Origin of the sequence: Microbacterium sp. che218 (assembly GCF_040436305.1) — a bacterium.
Classification (GTDB): Bacteria; Actinomycetota; Actinomycetes; order Actinomycetales; family Microbacteriaceae; genus Microbacterium; species Microbacterium algihabitans.
The window spans coordinates 1,483,692-1,498,299 of record NZ_AP031501.1; the positions used below are offsets into that span (position 1 = coordinate 1,483,692).

12 protein-coding genes are annotated in these 14,608 nt (G+C 72.1%); 1 reads left to right on the forward strand and 11 read right to left on the reverse strand.

The genetic code is table 11. From position 1 onward, the window contains the following. The first annotated feature begins 59 nt into the window (after positions 1-59). A complete protein-coding gene (locus tag ABXS86_RS06880) occupies positions 60-581 on the forward strand; it encodes a DUF1697 domain-containing protein (protein WP_307209476.1) in 522 nt (173 codons plus the stop codon). Here ABXS86_RS06880 and ABXS86_RS06885 read toward each other — a convergent pair. The 11 genes from ABXS86_RS06885 to ABXS86_RS06935 form a co-directional block, all read right to left on the reverse strand. Continuing rightward, complete coding sequence (locus ABXS86_RS06885) at positions 562-1,515, reverse strand: DMT family transporter (protein WP_353666038.1); 954 nt, start codon at positions 1,513-1,515, stop codon at positions 562-564. The two genes, ABXS86_RS06880 and ABXS86_RS06885, sit on opposite strands and share 20 nt — an antisense overlap. 206 nt (positions 1,516-1,721) lie before the next feature. Beyond that, complete coding sequence (locus ABXS86_RS06890; protein ID WP_353666039.1) at positions 1,722-2,759, reverse strand: hypothetical protein; 1,038 nt, start codon at positions 2,757-2,759, stop codon at positions 1,722-1,724. Positions 2,760-3,058: 299 nt separating this feature from the next. Next, entirely contained in the window at positions 3,059-4,669 is a 1,611-nt protein-coding gene (gene purH, locus ABXS86_RS06895) for a bifunctional phosphoribosylaminoimidazolecarboxamide formyltransferase/IMP cyclohydrolase (RefSeq protein ID WP_251504779.1), read from the reverse strand. A 63-nt stretch (positions 4,670-4,732) separates the two neighbouring features. Continuing rightward, a complete protein-coding gene (purN, locus tag ABXS86_RS06900; RefSeq protein ID WP_154096099.1) occupies positions 4,733-5,332 on the reverse strand; it encodes a phosphoribosylglycinamide formyltransferase in 600 nt (199 codons plus the stop codon). 42 nt (positions 5,333-5,374) lie between these two features. Beyond that, positions 5,375-6,871, reverse strand: a complete 1,497-nt coding sequence (locus ABXS86_RS06905; protein WP_353666040.1) for a DUF6350 family protein — start codon at positions 6,869-6,871, stop codon at positions 5,375-5,377. Positions 6,872-6,911: 40 nt separating this feature from the next. Continuing rightward, positions 6,912-8,174, reverse strand: a complete 1,263-nt coding sequence (locus ABXS86_RS06910; RefSeq protein WP_353666041.1) for a CbiX/SirB N-terminal domain-containing protein — start codon at positions 8,172-8,174, stop codon at positions 6,912-6,914. Next, positions 8,171-9,310: a uroporphyrinogen-III synthase gene (locus tag ABXS86_RS06915; RefSeq protein ID WP_353666042.1), complete on the reverse strand. Its 1,140-nt coding sequence runs from the start codon at positions 9,308-9,310 to the stop codon at positions 8,171-8,173. The genes ABXS86_RS06910 and ABXS86_RS06915 overlap by 4 nt, the downstream gene beginning before the upstream one ends. After that, the gene (cobA, locus tag ABXS86_RS06920; protein ID WP_353666043.1) at positions 9,307-10,584 is read right to left on the reverse strand and encodes a uroporphyrinogen-III C-methyltransferase; all 1,278 of its coding nucleotides are present in this window, start codon (positions 10,582-10,584) and stop codon (positions 9,307-9,309) included. The genes ABXS86_RS06915 and cobA overlap by 4 nt, the downstream gene beginning before the upstream one ends. Continuing rightward, positions 10,581-11,069: a nitrite reductase small subunit NirD gene (gene nirD, locus ABXS86_RS06925; RefSeq protein ID WP_353666044.1), complete on the reverse strand. Its 489-nt coding sequence runs from the start codon at positions 11,067-11,069 to the stop codon at positions 10,581-10,583. Before nirD ends, cobA begins: the two co-directional genes overlap by 4 nt. Further along, positions 11,066-13,645, reverse strand: coding sequence for a nitrite reductase large subunit NirB (nirB, locus tag ABXS86_RS06930; RefSeq protein WP_307214021.1), 2,580 nt, complete (start codon positions 13,643-13,645; stop codon positions 11,066-11,068). The genes nirD and nirB overlap by 4 nt, the downstream gene beginning before the upstream one ends. Before the next feature lie 461 nt (positions 13,646-14,106). Next, complete coding sequence (locus tag ABXS86_RS06935; RefSeq protein ID WP_353666045.1) at positions 14,107-14,544, reverse strand: nitroreductase family deazaflavin-dependent oxidoreductase; 438 nt, start codon at positions 14,542-14,544, stop codon at positions 14,107-14,109. Positions 14,545-14,608 lie beyond the last annotated feature (64 nt).

Below are 14,608 nucleotides of genomic sequence, written 5' to 3' on the forward strand. Positions count from 1 at the left end.
CGCGCCTCGCTCGTCGCCCCACTCTCTTCCGCCTGGGTCGCACGGAATAAGGTCGCTTCATGTCACGCTCCGTCGTCGCCCTGATCCGTGGAGTCGGCGGACCCACGGCGATGAAGATGCCCGCGCTGCGCGAAGTGCTGGCATCCGCCGGTCTGGGCGAGGTCGAGACGCTGCAGGTCGCGGGCAACCTCGTGCTGGAGCCGGGGCGACGCAGCTCCGCCAGCATCGCGAAGACGGTGCGCGCGGCGGTGCGGGAGGGGTTCGGCTTCGACCTGCCCGTCATCGTCCGCACCCACGACGAGCTCGCCGATGCGCACGCGCGCAATCCGTTCGCGTCCGACCCCGAGGGTCGCTGGGTGCAGACCGTCTTCCTCGATCAGCCCGCCGCGACCGCGACGCTCGAGCTGCCCGCGGGCGCGCCGGAGGAAGTGGTGGTCGACGGACAGGAGGTGTTCGTCCGCTACCCCGACGGCATCGGACGGTCCAAGGTGCAGGCGAGCTACATCGAGAAGCGACTCGGCGTCGTCGGCACGGCGCGCAACGCCAACACCATCGCGAAGCTCATCGAGATGAGCGCGTGAGCGCAGCGGCATCCGTCGTCTCGAGAGACACGGGCGCCGTAGGGCCCGCCGAGCGCTGACGGATCGTCACGGCGATCGCCGCGCACGCGATGACCGCGAGACCACCGGCCACAGTTCCGAGGGTCAGCGGCTCTCCGAGTACCAGAGCCGCCCAGCCCAGCGACAGCACCGGCTGGGCGAGCTGCAGCTGGCTGACGCGGGCCATGGGTCCGATCGCGAGTCCGCGGTACCAGGCGACGAACCCGAGGAACATACTCACCACCGCGAGGTAGGCGAACGATCCCCACGCGGCGGGATCCGCGCTGACGGGCGTGCGGATCGCGGAGAAGAGGGTCAGGCCGATCATCACGGGGCTCGACAGCACGAGCGCCCACGAGATCGTCTGCCACGCGCCGAGTTCGCGCGAGAGCACCCCACCCTCGGCGTACCCCACGGCGGCCGCCACGACCGCGCCGAGCAGCAGCAGATCGGTGGCGTGCAGCCCCGCGCCACCCGAACCGCCGACGGCGAAAGCCACGGCGACGACGGCCCCGATCGCGGCCGCGATCCAGAACCCGCGGCCCGGTCGCTCGCGCGTGCGGAGCACCGCGGCCACGGCAGTCGCGGCGGGCAGCACCGCGATCACGACCGCACCGTGACTCGCGGGTGCCGCGGTCAGAGCGAACGAGGTCAGCAGCGGGAAGCCCAGCACCACTCCCCCGCCGACGATCGCGAGGCGTGCGGCCTGCTGGCCCGACGGCATCCGCGACCGCGTCACCGCGAGTGCGACCCCCGCGATCGCCGCGGCCACGACGGCGCGCCCCGCCCCCACGAACAGCGGGTCGAGCTGCGCCACCGCGACGCGGGTGAAGATCACGGTGAACGAGAAGGCGAGCACGCCGAGGCCACCCCACACGAGGCCGCGGCGCGAGACGTATCCGGATGCCGACTGCATCCCTCCACCCTGCGAGACCGGGCGCCGCCCCCGCGCGGTCCACTCGCCCCCGCGTGGCCTGCGGCCGCCATCCCGTGTGAGGCAGTCCCCTCCGGTTTGGGGCGGATTCCGTCGTTCGGGGCGGATGATTCACGCCCCGAACGACAGAACGCGCCCCGAACCCGGGCGCCTGGGCAGGCAGACGCCGTCCGCGCGACCCGGTCGAACTACACGCCTGAACCTCTCATCGGCATGTCCACCGAACCCGAACGCGGAACGGGATGCGCGCTCGCGTACGCACGGGAGCGCCGGATCTGCCGGACCTGCAAGGGAATCACCACCGCGAGGGTCACGACGAAGAACACCAGGAGCACGATGCTGAAGATGCGCGAGGAGGGGTCGGTGTTCGGCGACATGAGGCTGTTGATCTGCAGAAGCCCGAGGGCGAGATATAGCGTGACGAGGTTGACCACCTGATAGGTCATGAGAACCGCCGCCGCGGGAGCGTAGCGAGCGGCTGCTTCCTCGTCTTCCGCCGCCAGCGTCGGACCCGTGCTTCTCGTGATGGCCTTGCCGATGGTGCGGAGACGCCCGAGATCACCGTCGACGAGGGCGCGCGCACGACGGCCGAGTCGAAAGGTGGCTAGCGAAGCCACCCCGCCGCCGACGAGCAGCGCGAATGCGATCGGGAAGCTCACGACGGGGAACCATGCGTCACCCATGCCGACGGTGAGCGCGAGTGCGATGCAGAGGGCGCCGAGGACGACCAGCGTGATGAGGGCGGCCACCACCGTGCGACGCACGTCGCGACGACGCTCCGCCGAGGGATAGAAAGACTCGGCGGGAAGCGCGGCCGGCGCGGGCGCCGTCAACCGCAGCAAGTTGCCCAGCCAGAACGCGACCGCCATCAGGGCCGCTCCGACGACGATGAACGCCAACGGCAGCCAGGCGGGAGCCCCCGCGACCACCGTGTAGGCGATGATCAGTCCCGCCGACACCACCTCGCTGACGATCACCGTCACCCAGATGCGGCGAAAGATCCTGCGCGAATCCCCCGAGCGACGCGGGTCCCAGAACGCCACCCACGCACCGACGAGAAGCGGTCCGAGCACGAAGCCGACACTCGCGAATATGCCGAGGAACAGCTCACCACCGCTCGAGTCCGACGACTGGACGGCGAGAAGGACCCCCACCCCGACGGGGAGGATCGTCGCGAGGACGACTACAACGACCAACACGAGCACCCGCACCCAACGCGACGACATCCGAACCCCCACCTCGCGACCGTTTGGACCTCACCGCACCATAGCGGCGGCTCCGCTCGTCGGCCGGGGGGCTGGCGCGAACGCACCGCAAGCGACACCTGCACCCCACCAGTGCGGGTTGGGGCGGATTTCGTCGTTCGGGGCGGGAGATTCACGCCCCAAACGACGAAAGGCGCCCCAAACCGCACCCCGCGAGCCCGCGCAACGCCCCGCCAACGCCAACGCCAAGGCCCACCCACCCCCAAACACCACACCGCCCCCGCGACCGAGGTCACGAGGGCGGCGCGAAGAGCGACGGCTCAGTGGAAGAAGTGACGCTCTCCCGTGAAGAACATCGTGACGCCGGCGGCGCGCGCGGCGTCGACGACCTCGGCATCCCGAACCGATCCACCGGGCTGGATGATCGCCGAGATCCCGGCGTCGATCAGCACCTGCGGCCCGTCGGCGAAGGGGAAGAACGCGTCGGATGCCGCGACCGAACCGGCCGCACGGTCACCGGCCCGCTCGACGGCGAGGCGGCACGAGTCGACGCGGTTGACCTGGCCCATGCCGATGCCGACGGTGGCCGAGGCCTGCGCGAGCACGATGGCGTTGGACTTCACCGCGCGGCACGACTTCCACGCGAAGATGAGGCTCTCCATGTCGGCCTCGGCGGGACGCTCGCCCGAGACGAGCTCCCAGTTCTTCGCGACCGACTCGATGTCGTCGGGGAAGCGGTCGGCATCCTGCAGCAGCAGTCCACCCGAGACCAGGCGCACGTCCATCGACTCCTGCGTCCAGTCGGCGGGCAGGCGCAGCACGCGCAGGTTCTTCTTGAGCTTGAACACCTCGAGCGCTTCGGGCTCGAAGTCGGGCGCGATGATGACCTCGGTGAAGATGTCGCGCAGGTTCTCGGCCATCTTGAGCGTCACGGTGCGATTCGCGGCGATCACTCCACCGAAGGCCGACACGGGGTCGCACTCGTGCGCGCGCAGGTGCGCCGAGGCGATCGGGTCGAGCGCGTTGGGGGCGGCGACCGCGATGCCGCAGGGGTTCGCGTGCTTGATGATCGCGACGGCGGGCTTGACCATGTCGAACGCGGCGCGCAGGGCGGCGTCGGCGTCGACGTAGTTGTTGTACGACATCTCCTTGCCCTGCAGCTGCGTGGCCTGGGCGATGCCGTGCCCGCCGACGCGCGTGTAGATCGCGGCGCGCTGGTGCGAGTTCTCGCCGTAGCGCAGGGTCGACTGGCGCTCGGCCTGGATGGTGAGGTGCGCGGGCAGGTCGATGTCGTCGCCGAGAGTGCCCTCGGCGAACCAGGTCGACACGGCGGTGTCGTAGGCGGCGGTGTGCGAGAAGGCGCGGGCGGCGAGCTCGCGGCGCTGCACGAGGGTGGTGCCGCCCTGCGTCTGCACGGCGTCGATGATCGCGGGGTACGACTCGGGCGAGACGACGATGGCGACGTTGGCGTGGTTCTTCGCCGAGGCGCGCACCATCGCGGGGCCGCCGATGTCGATCTGCTCGACGACGTCGTCTCCCTCGGCTCCGGATGCCACGGTCTCGACGAACGGGTAGAGGTTCACGACGACGAGTTCGAAGGGGCGGATGCCGAGCTCGTCGAGCTGCGCTTCGTGCGAGGCCAGGCGCAGGTCGGCGAGAAGACCGGCGTGCACGTTGGGGTGCAGGGTCTTCACGCGGCCGTCGAGCGACTCGGGGAAGCCGGTGACGGCCGAGACATCGGTGACCTCGAGGCCGGCGTCGCGCAGCAGCGTCGCCGAGCCGCCGGTCGAGACGATCTCGACGCCGGCTGCGGCGAGGGCTTCACCGAGCTGCAGCAGGCCGGTCTTGTCGCTGACCGACACGAGGGCGCGGCGGATGGGGACGATGTCGCGGGGACGGTAGTCGGCGGGGTCGTGGCGGGGTCCGGCCATGGCTTTCGGCTCCTGTGTCTCGAGTCGGGTTCGTCCGCAGCGGGCGAGCGCCCGCCGCGCGGGTCAGGCGGTTCGGGATGCCGCGGCGGCGAGGTCGAGCTCGCCCTCGGCGATGCGGCGCACGACGTCGATGAGCAGACGTCGTTCGACGGGCTTGATGCGCTCGTGCAGGGTGTCTTCGGTGTCGCCGGGCAGCACGGGGATGCGCTCCTGGGCGAGGATCGGCCCGGTGTCGACGCCGGAGTCGACGACGATGACGCTCGCTCCGGTCTGCTCGACGCCGGCGGCGAGGGCGTCGCGCACGCCGTGAGCTCCGGGGAACTCGGGCAGGTACGCGGGGTGGGTGTTGATGATGCGGGGTTCCCACGCGGCGACGAGGTCGGCCGGCAGCAGGCGCATGAGTCCGCTCAGCACGACGAGGTCGGGATTCCACACGGCCAGCTGCGCGCCCAGTTCGGCGCCCCACTCTTCGCGGCTCTCGAACGAGTCGTACGCGACGAGGAAGCTGGGGATGCCGAAGTGCTCGGCGTGGGCGAAGCCGTCGGCTTCGCGATCGGCACCGACCACCACGACGCGCGCCGGAAAGTCGGGGGCGGATGCCGCCTCGAGCAGGGCGCGGAGGTTGGAGCCGGTGCCGGAGATGAGGACGGCGACCGTGAGCACGCGCTCAGTCTACGCAGGTGGGTCGGAGCGCGCCGAAGCGGGTCAGCGGTCGTCGCGGTCGGCCGAGCCCCACGCCGCGCGGATGCGAGCGCGCTCCTCGTCGGTCAGGCCGACGTCGGTGCGCTCGGGCGTCGCGGCGGGCGAAGGGCTAGGGCCGCCGGCATCCGGTTCGGTGAAGGTACGGGGCCAGACGTCGGAGGCGATGCCGGTTCCGGGGGCCGCGAGCACGGGGGCGGGGCCGGTCGCGTGCTCGTCGTGGTCGAACGCGGCGTGCTCGCGGGGGGCCGGCACGAACGCGGGCGTCTCGTCGCGCTGCTCGACGACCTCGGCCGGGGCGTCGCCGCCGACGCGGGGGCCGAGCAGCATGATCGCGAGTCCGACGAGCACTTCGAGGCCCAGCGCGAGAGCGAGGGGGCCGGGCTGCGGGCCGGTCTCGACGAGTCGTCCGGGCCCGATCGCTCCGCTCGAGAGCACCGCGGCGAGCGCGCCCGCTCCGCCGGTGAGCACCGCGACGCTGAGGGCGACGACCAGCCGGGGTGCGACGGGTTCGTGGTCATCGTGCAGCGGCATCCGGGATCGCAGGATCCACCCGGTCAGGGCGCCGACCGCGACGGGAAGCAGCACGAGCAGCAGCAGCCACGACGAGGTGGTGTCGGGGACCGCGCCGAGCACCGGGATGCCGGGGAGCGCTCCGACCTGCGTCGCCGCCGGCGTCACGGCGGTGTCGGTGCCGAGCGCGAAGCCCGGGCCGGCCGTGAACGACAGGGCCCACAGCACGAGCGTCGGCAGGTACATCACCTGCCCGAGGGCGATGACGGTGGCGCCGAGCGCGTCGGCGTTGCTGGCCTGGAACAGCCCGATCACCTGCGTCGAGCGCGCGATGAGGCCGGCCACGACCACCACCGAGGCGACGGCGACCAGTCCGAGCGCGGTGACGGCGAAACCGCGCAGCGCCAGGGCGGGCACGCGGGCCCAGTCCCGCGGCATCCGCGAGATCCATCCGCGCACGACGTCGACGGGGCCGTCGTCGCCCACCCGCCACGCACCGAGCACCGCCCCGACGAACGAGGGGACGACGAAGAACAGCGACGGCAGAAGGATCGAGAGCCAGGTGTCGGATGCCACGAGCGCGGCGTTCGAGGTCAGGGCGACGACAGTGGTCAGGGCGGTGAAGACCACCGATCCCGACAGCCAGCCGCTGAGGGCTGCTCCCGCCTCTCCGGCGCGGGCTCCCGAGCGCGCGGCGAACAGCGCGGTGAAGGCGGCGAAGGCGAGAGGGGCGAGCGACAGCGTGAAGGTCGCGAACGAGGGGTCGATGCCGGTCGCCGCGAGATACGTGTCGGGCAGCGTGAGGGTGACCGGCACCAGGTGGCCGAGGTGCCACACCGCGGCCGACGCCGGCCACAGGGCCGACCAGTCGGGGGTGCCGATGCCGAACACCCACAGCAGCGTGAGAGGTGCGAGCACCACGGCGATACCGCCCGCGGCGGCCAGAACGGCGTCGAGAGCGGCCAGAAGGGCGACGAGGAGGCGATGCATGGGCGAGAGGAACCCTACCCGCGCCTCCTTCGACCGCCGCTCAGGCGCGGCGGCGAGCGCGCGACGCGAGCGCGCGCACCGCGGCGAGCACCCCGCGCGAGGAGGCCCCTGAGCCTGTCGAAGGGTCCGGGACCGACGCGCGACCGGGGGCTTCGACAGGCTCAGCCACCTCCGCCACCGAGGACCCTGAGCCCGTCGAAGGGTCCGGGACCGACGGATGACCGGCGGCTTCGACTAGCTCAGCCACCTCCGCCACCGAGGACCCTGAGCCCGTCGAAGGGTCCGGGACCGACGGATGACCGGCGGCTTCGACAGGCTCAGCCACCTCCGCCACCGAGGACCCTGAGCCTGTCGAAGGGTCCGGCATCGCCGGATGACCGGGGGCTTCGACAGGCTCAGCCACCTCCGCCACCGAGGACCCTGAGCCTGTCGAAGGGTCCGGAACCGACAGATGACCGGCGGCTTCCACAGGCTCAGCCACCTCCGCAACCGAGGACCCTGAGCCCGTCGAAGGGTCCGGGACCGACGCGCGACCGGGGGCTTCGACAAGCTCAGCCACCTCCGCCGAGCCCGGCGTCGACGCACCACCGGCGGCTTCGACAAGCTCAGCCACCTCGGGCGAGGTCCGGGCGCGTCGCGCCGCGGCCCACCGCTCCCACACCACCGTCGCCAGGCGCGGGTCGGCACCGATCGGGGCGGTGGTCAGGTCGGCATCCGCCTTCTCGATCACGCGCGAGAAGTGTCCCGGTGCGAGCACGTAGCTCGCGGCGACCGTGCGTCGACCGTCCGCGCGTGCTGTGGCCACGGCATCCGGAATGCGGGGGTCGGATGCCGCGGCGTAGGCCGTGACGACGGGACCTGTGACACCGGCATCCGCCATCAGCTCCGCCATCCGCTCGACGTCGACCACGGCGCCCGGGCGGGTGGATCCGGCCGCGGCGAGCACGACGGTGTCGTCGTGAGCGGCACCGGCGGCGCGCACCCGATCGGCGAGGATCTCGGCCAGCACCGGGTGAGGTCCGAGCGCGGGGGCGACCGGGAGTCCGCCGGCGGCCTCCACCAGGTCGACCTCGGTGTGGTAGCCGGTCGACAGCAGCAGGGGCACGATCACGATGTCGTCCGTGCGCTCCCGCGCTGCGGCGACCACGTCGGTGACGTACGGACCGTGCACGTCGACGTACGCCTCGAGCACCTCGACGCCCGCAGGAGCGGTGGAGCGCAGCACCTCCAGCAGCTCGCGCACGACGACGCGACCCTCTTCGAACCTCGTGCCGTGGGCGCAGGCGATCAGTACGGCGGTCATGCGTCCTCCTCGTCGATCACGTCGAGCCGGTATCCGCGCTTGTAGACGGTGCGGATCAGGTCGAGCCCGCCGAGCGCCTCGCGCGTGCGGGCCACGGCGACCTCGACGGCATGGCCGCTGGACTCCGCGCTCGACAGCGCGGCGATCAGATCGGCGCGCGAGACGACGGCTCCGGGGTTCTTGGCGAGCGCCCGCAGGATCTCGACGCCGGTGCGCGGTAGGGGCGTGAACTCCCCGTCGAGCACGATCCCCGATGAGCGGATGCCGAGGCGCCCGACCGTCGTGGGGATGAGCGCCGCGTCCGCCCCGCCGTAGTGCGTGACCACGGCGCGCACGAGCGCTCCGAGCCGACCGCGGTCGGGGATGAGCGGGGTGATGCCCGCCTCGACGAGCGGACCGGCGGTGATGGGCCCGACGGCGGCGACGAGCACGTGCCCGCGGGCGGCTCGCGAGGCCACTCCGTCGAGCGCGTCGGCCCGTTCGGCGGCGAGGATCCACTCGCGAGCGGCGGGAGCCGAGGTGAACAGCACCGCGTCGATCTCTCCGCGCGCCACCTGCTGGGTCGACGCGGCGACGACCTCGGGATCGGGCGGCGGGCCCCAGCGGTAGATCGTGAGGCTGGTCACGCGGGCCCCGGCCGCTTCGAACGCCTCGTCGAGACCGTCGGCCCCCGAGCCGTGGTGCTGCACCGCGACGTGGAGGCCCTCGATCCCCTCGGCCACGAGGAAGTCGCGCAGTTCGGCGGCCGTCTCGCTCTCGGCGACCCAGTCGGCCTCGAACCCGGCCTGCTGGATCGCCCCGCGCGCCTTGGGGCCGCGGGCCACGATCCGTGCGATGTCGAGCACGGGGGCCAGAGCGTCGTGCAGGCCCGCCTCGTCAGCGGTCTCCATCCAGGCGCGGAACCCCACGCCGGTGGTGGCAACGACGACGTCGGGCGGGTCGTCGACCAGCGACCGCGTCTGCGCGATCAGCTCGTCGTCATCGACGTGCGGGACGATCGTGAGCGCCGGCGCGACGCGCACGCGCGCGCCGTGACGTTCGAGCGCGGCCGACAGTTCTCCCGACCGTCGGTCGACGGGAAGCAGCACGGTGCACCCCTGGAGCACCGTGCTGATCGTCCGCGCGGGTGTGGTCACCCGATGCCCTCGCTCTGGGCAACCGCGACCGCCACTGACGGCGCAGGAGCCTGAGCCACGGCGGGCGGCGCGACCGGCAGCAGCAGATCGGCCCGGGCGACCTTCCCGAACACCAGCACCGCGGGGTTCGCGAGGCGGTGGGTCTCGGCATCCGCCATCGCCGTCCCGAGCGTGGTGCGGATCGTGCGCTGAGCGGGCGTGTGGCCGTTCTCGACGAAGGCGACGGGTCGCGTCTCAGGAGCCCCGGCGGCGCGGGCCGCGGCGACGAACCGCGGCAGGGCGCTCACGCCCATCAGCGCGACGACCGTGGCACTGTCGTCGCGCAGGGCGGCGAGGGTCGCTTCGCTCGGGGTCTCCTGACCGTTCACGACATGCAGGGTACCGGCGACACCTCGGTGCGTCACGGGAATGCCCGCCGACGAGGGAACGGCGATCGCGCTCGAGATGCCGGGCACGACCTCGACCGCGATCCCGGCCTCACGGCACGCGATGACCTCTTCACCACCGCGGCCGTAGACGAACGGGTCACCGCCCTTGAGCCGCACGACCCGCAGGCCGCGAGACGCGCGTTCGACGAGGATGGCGTTGATCTCGTGCTGCGGCACCGGGTGGTGCTGCGGGCGCTTGCCCACGTCGATCAGCTCGACGTCGTCGCCGAGCTCGGCGAGCACGCCGGTGGGTCCGAGCCGGTCGTGCACGACGACGTCGGCCTCGGCCAGCAACGCGCGGGCGCGCACCGTCAGCAGATCGACCGGGCCGGGACCGCCGCCGACGAGCGCCACACTCCCCACGAGCGGGCGACGTCGGCGGCGGAGCGGAAGGGCGCCTTCGGCGAGGCGCTGGGCGATGGCGTCGCGCACGGCGACGCTGCGGCGGGGGTCGGCGCCGGCGGTGGAGACGACGCCGACCATGACGTCGCCGCTCGTGGTCTCGGCGGCCAGGCGCGCGGTGCCCTTGCCCCCGTGCCCCGCGTTGACGCACCACACGCGGCGGGCCTCGGCCGCGGCGACGACGGCGGCGTCGACGGATGCCGCGCCCGTGGCCGTGTGGCAGAACCAGGCGTCGTCGAGGTCTTCGGCGGCGAAGGCGCGGGCCCGCCATTCGATGTCGCCCGCGGCGGCGAGCGCGGCGAGACCCGGCGTCGCGACGGGGGCGACCACCCGCACCCGGGCGCCGGCGGTCCGCAGCCGAGCGATGCGCTTCTCGGCGACGGAGCCGCCGCCCACGCACACGACGAGCTTGTCGGTGAGGTCGAGTCCTGCGAGAGCGATCATCGGGCGTCTCCTTCTGCGAGGTCGGCATGCGCGGGATCGGCGTGCGCGCCGTCGGCCGGCACCGCGCCGGTCACGAGCTTCACGAACACATCCCCGTCGGCGACCGCGACCGGGTGAACGGCCACGGTCAGCGGCTCCTTGCCCTGCGTGTCGAGGCAGGCTCCCGTGCGCAGGTCGAACACCTGCTTGTACATGGGCGAGGCCACGGTGGGCACTCCCCCGCGGTCGCCGACGATCCCGCGCGAGAGCACCGCCGCTCCGCTGAACGGGTCGATCTGGTCGGTCGCGAATATTCGCCCGTCGAACGTGCGGAACAGCGCGATCTGCCGGTCGCCGAGGAGCGCTGCGGCCCCGCGCTCGATGAGCAGGTCGTCGACGCGGCAGACGCGGATCCAGTCCTGCGCCGCCGGCCCGTCGGGAGCGCCGGTCGAGCTCGACGTCACCGCCGGGGTCCCGGCATCCGGAGTCGTCTCCATCAGGGTCATGACCGCACCGCCAGCGTCGTGCCACCGATGAGCACCGCGCCCGACGCGCGTTCCTCGGCCGTGGCGGGTCGGGCCTGGCCGCGCTCGGCGACGTAGGCGAGCGAGGGGTCGGCCTTGTCGGGGGCGTTCACGAAACTCTGGAAGCGCTTGAGCTTCTCGGGGTCGGCGAGGGTCGCTGCCCATTCGTCTTCGTAGGCGTCGATGTGGGATGCCATGGCCCGGTCGAGATCGTCGGCGATGCCGAGCGTGTCGTCGAACACGACGCCCTTCAGCGCCTCGAGACCCCCCTCGTACTCCTCCGCCCAGGGAGCGGTGCGCTGCAGCCGGTCGGCGGTGCGGATGTAGAACATGAGGAACCGGTCGATCGCGCGCAGCAGCCCCTCGTCGTCGAGACCCTCGGCGAACAGCACCGCGTGGCGAGGGGTGAAGCCGCCGTTGCCGCCGACGTAGAGGTTCCAGCCGGCCTCGGTCGCGATCACCCCGATGTCTTTGCCGCGGGCCTCGGCGCACTCGCGCGCGCAGCCCGAGACGCCGAACTTGAGCTTGTGCGGCGACCGCAGGCCGCGATAGCGCAGCTCGAGCTGCACGGCCATGCCGACCGCGTCCTGCACGCCGTAGCGGCACCAGGTCGAGCCGACGCACGACTTCACGGTGCGCAGCGACTTGCCGTACGCGTGGCCCGACTCGAAGCCGGCGTCGACGAGGCGCTTCCAGATGTCGGGCAGCTGGTCGAGGCGGGCGCCGAACAGGTCGATCCGCTGGCCGCCGGTGATCTTCGTGTACAGCCCGAAGTCGCGCGCGACCTCGCCGATCACCATCAGCCCCTCGGGCGTGATCTCGCCGCCGGGAATGCGCGGGACGACGCTGTAGCTGCCGTCGCGCTGGATGTTGGCCATCACGTGGTCGTTGGTGTCCTGCATCGTCGCGAGCTCGCCGTCGAGCACGTGCCCCGAGTACAGGCTCGCGAGGATGCTTGCGAGGGCCGGCTTGCAGATGTCGCAACCGCGGCCGGTGCCGAAGCGCTCGACGATCGAGGTGAAGGTGCGCAGCCCCGACACCCGGACGGCGTCGAACAGCTGCGCCCGCGTGAACGAGAAGTGCTCGCACAGTCCATTCGAGACTTCTTTTCCGGATGCCGCCAACTCGGTCGCCACGAGCTTCTTCACGAGCGTGAAGCACGAGCCGCACGCGGCCCCGGCCTTGGTGCAGGCCTTGACCTCGGCGGCGTCCGCGCACTGGTGTTCGGTGACGGCCTCGCGCACGGTTCCGGCGGTGACGCCGTTGCACGAGCAGACGATCGCATCGGCGGGCAGGTCGCCCTGCGGGGCCGGGGCGAGGTCGGAGGGCATGAGGTAGGCCGCGGGGTCGCCGCCGAGGGCACGACCGACGAGCGGACGCAGCGAGGTGTACGCCGAGGCGTCGCCGACCAGGATGCCGCCGAGCAGCGTCTGCGCGTCATCGCTCAGCACGAGCTTCTTGTAGACGCCCGACACCGGGTCGGCGTAGGTGACGTCGAGGGCGTTCGGCGTCTCGGCGAACGCGTCGCCGAAGCTCGCGACCTCGACGCCCGAGAGCTTGAGCTTGGCCGAGGTGTCGAACCCGGGGAAGGCGGCCTCGCCGCCGAGCAGGCGGGTCGCGGCGACCTCGGCCATCGCGTACCCGGGGGCGACGAGACCGATGCACTGCCCGTCGAAGCTCGCGACCTCCCCGATCGCCATGATCGCGGGATCCGAGGTGTCGCAGCCCTCGTCGATCACGACGCCGCCGCGGGGGTCCACCCGCAGCTCGGCTGCACGCGCGAGCTCGTCACGGGGCCGCACGCCGACCGTGAAGACCACGATGTCGACGGCCTCCCACGTGCCGTCGCGCAGCTCGAGGCCGCATACGGCGCCGGTCTTGTCGGCATCCACCCGGGTCGTCACCGAGCTCGTGCGCACCTCGATGCCGCGCGCTTCGATGAGCCGCTGCAGGGTGCGCGCCCCGCCCAGGTCGAGCTGAGCCGACATGAGGCGCTCGTTCGACTGCAGCACGAACGGCGAGACGCCCTCGGCCTGCAGGGCTCCCGCGGCCTCGAGTCCGAGCAGACCGCCGCCGACGACCGCGCCACGCAGGGGCCGGCCGAGCTGGGCCGAGCGCTTCGCGACCCACGCCCGCATCGCCGCGACGTCGTCGAGCGTGCGGTAGACGAAACAGCCCTGGTGGTCGAAGCCGTCGAGGGCCAGGCGCGCGGCGAACGAGCCGGTCGCCAGCACGAGGCGGTCGTACGCGTGCGTCGACCCTCCGGCGGTGGTGACGGTGCGCTTCTCCCGGTCGATCGCCGTGACGCGGGCGTCGGTGCGTACCCGCACGCGGTCATGTTCGAGCACGGCGGGGTCGAGGGCGAGGTCGTCGGGGGTCTTGCCGCTGAAGTAGCCGGTGAGGCCGACGCGGTCGTACGGGCCGCGTGCCTCGTCGCCCAGCACCGTGACCGACCAACGACCGTCGGTGTCGCGGCTGGTAAGGCTCTCGACGAAGCGGTGGGCCACCATTCCCGCACCCACGACCACGACGGATCCGGATGGAGCGGGGTGGAGCATGCCGTCACCGTACGCGGCGGACTTTGCCGAGGCGTCAGCGGCGTGTTTCGTTCCGGTTGCGGGGTTCGAGCGGGCCATGCCCCGACGCTAGGCAGCCGAGGTTTCCCCCGCCCTCGCGCCCGCGTTACCCCCGGCGAACGTTTCTCTCACGCGGCCCCGGGCGTGGTGTGAGGTTTGGTCCCGCCGAGGTGGCTGAGCCCGAGGTGGCCGAGCTCGAGGTGGCTGAGCCTGTCGAAGCCCCCGCAATCCGCGCCGCGCCCACCGAGGTGGCTGAGCCTGTCGAAGCCACCGGAACCCGCAGACGCCCGGGCCCTTCGACAAGCTCAGGGACCTCCTCACGAGGTGGCTGAGCCTATCGAAGCCCCCGCAATCCGCGCCGCGCCCACCGAGGTGGCTGAGCCTGTCGAAGCCACCGGAGCCCGCAGAACGCCCCGGCCCTTCGACAAGCTCAGGGACCTCGATCAGTCGACCGGCTCCAGCACGAACAGCTCGATGCGGCGGTCGGTCTTCTTCTGGTACTCGTCGTAGTCGGGCCAGACCTCGGTCGCGTAGCCCCACCACTCCTCGCGCTCGGCACCCTCGGCCTGGTGCGCGTCGTACTCTTTCTTCACGTCGCCGTCCTGCAGGGCGACGCGAGGGTTCTTCACGAGGTTGTAGAACCACGCGGGGTGCTCCGGGGCGCCGCCCTTCGAGGCCACGACCGCGTACTTTCCCTCGTGCTCGACGCGCATCAGTGCGGTCTTTCGCAGGCCGCCCGTTTTGGCGCCGACGGTGGTGAGGACGATGATGGGTACGCCCCGCATGTCGGCGGACTCCTTGCCCCCCGTGGCTTCGAACGTTTCCGCCTGCTGACGGGCCCATTCGCTGGTGCTGGGTAGATACTCTCCTGAGAGTGACATAGCTCACACGATACGTCGGCGTCTTCCCCTCCGGTCTAGCCCCTCCCCCTTTTTCCTGGAGCCT

Excerpts from the sequence above, each read along its gene's own strand:
- ABXS86_RS06880 (WP_307209476.1), top strand. The coding sequence starts at position 60 with ATGTCACGCTCCGTCGTCGCCCTGATCCGTGGAGTCGGCGGACCCACG.
- ABXS86_RS06885 (WP_353666038.1), bottom strand. The coding sequence starts at position 1,515 with ATGCAGTCGGCATCCGGATACGTCTCGCGCCGCGGCCTCGTGTGGGGT.
- ABXS86_RS06890 (WP_353666039.1), bottom strand. The coding sequence starts at position 2,759 with ATGTCGTCGCGTTGGGTGCGGGTGCTCGTGTTGGTCGTTGTAGTCGTC.
- purH (WP_251504779.1), bottom strand. The coding sequence starts at position 4,669 with ATGGCCGGACCCCGCCACGACCCCGCCGACTACCGTCCCCGCGACATC.
- ABXS86_RS06905 (WP_353666040.1), bottom strand. The coding sequence starts at position 6,871 with ATGCATCGCCTCCTCGTCGCCCTTCTGGCCGCTCTCGACGCCGTTCTG.
- ABXS86_RS06910 (WP_353666041.1), bottom strand. The coding sequence starts at position 8,174 with ATGACCGCCGTACTGATCGCCTGCGCCCACGGCACGAGGTTCGAAGAG.
- cobA (WP_353666043.1), bottom strand. The coding sequence starts at position 10,584 with ATGATCGCTCTCGCAGGACTCGACCTCACCGACAAGCTCGTCGTGTGC.
- nirD (WP_353666044.1), bottom strand. The coding sequence starts at position 11,069 with ATGACCCTGATGGAGACGACTCCGGATGCCGGGACCCCGGCGGTGACG.
- nirB (WP_307214021.1), bottom strand. The coding sequence starts at position 13,645 with ATGCTCCACCCCGCTCCATCCGGATCCGTCGTGGTCGTGGGTGCGGGA.
- ABXS86_RS06935 (WP_353666045.1), bottom strand. The coding sequence starts at position 14,544 with ATGTCACTCTCAGGAGAGTATCTACCCAGCACCAGCGAATGGGCCCGT.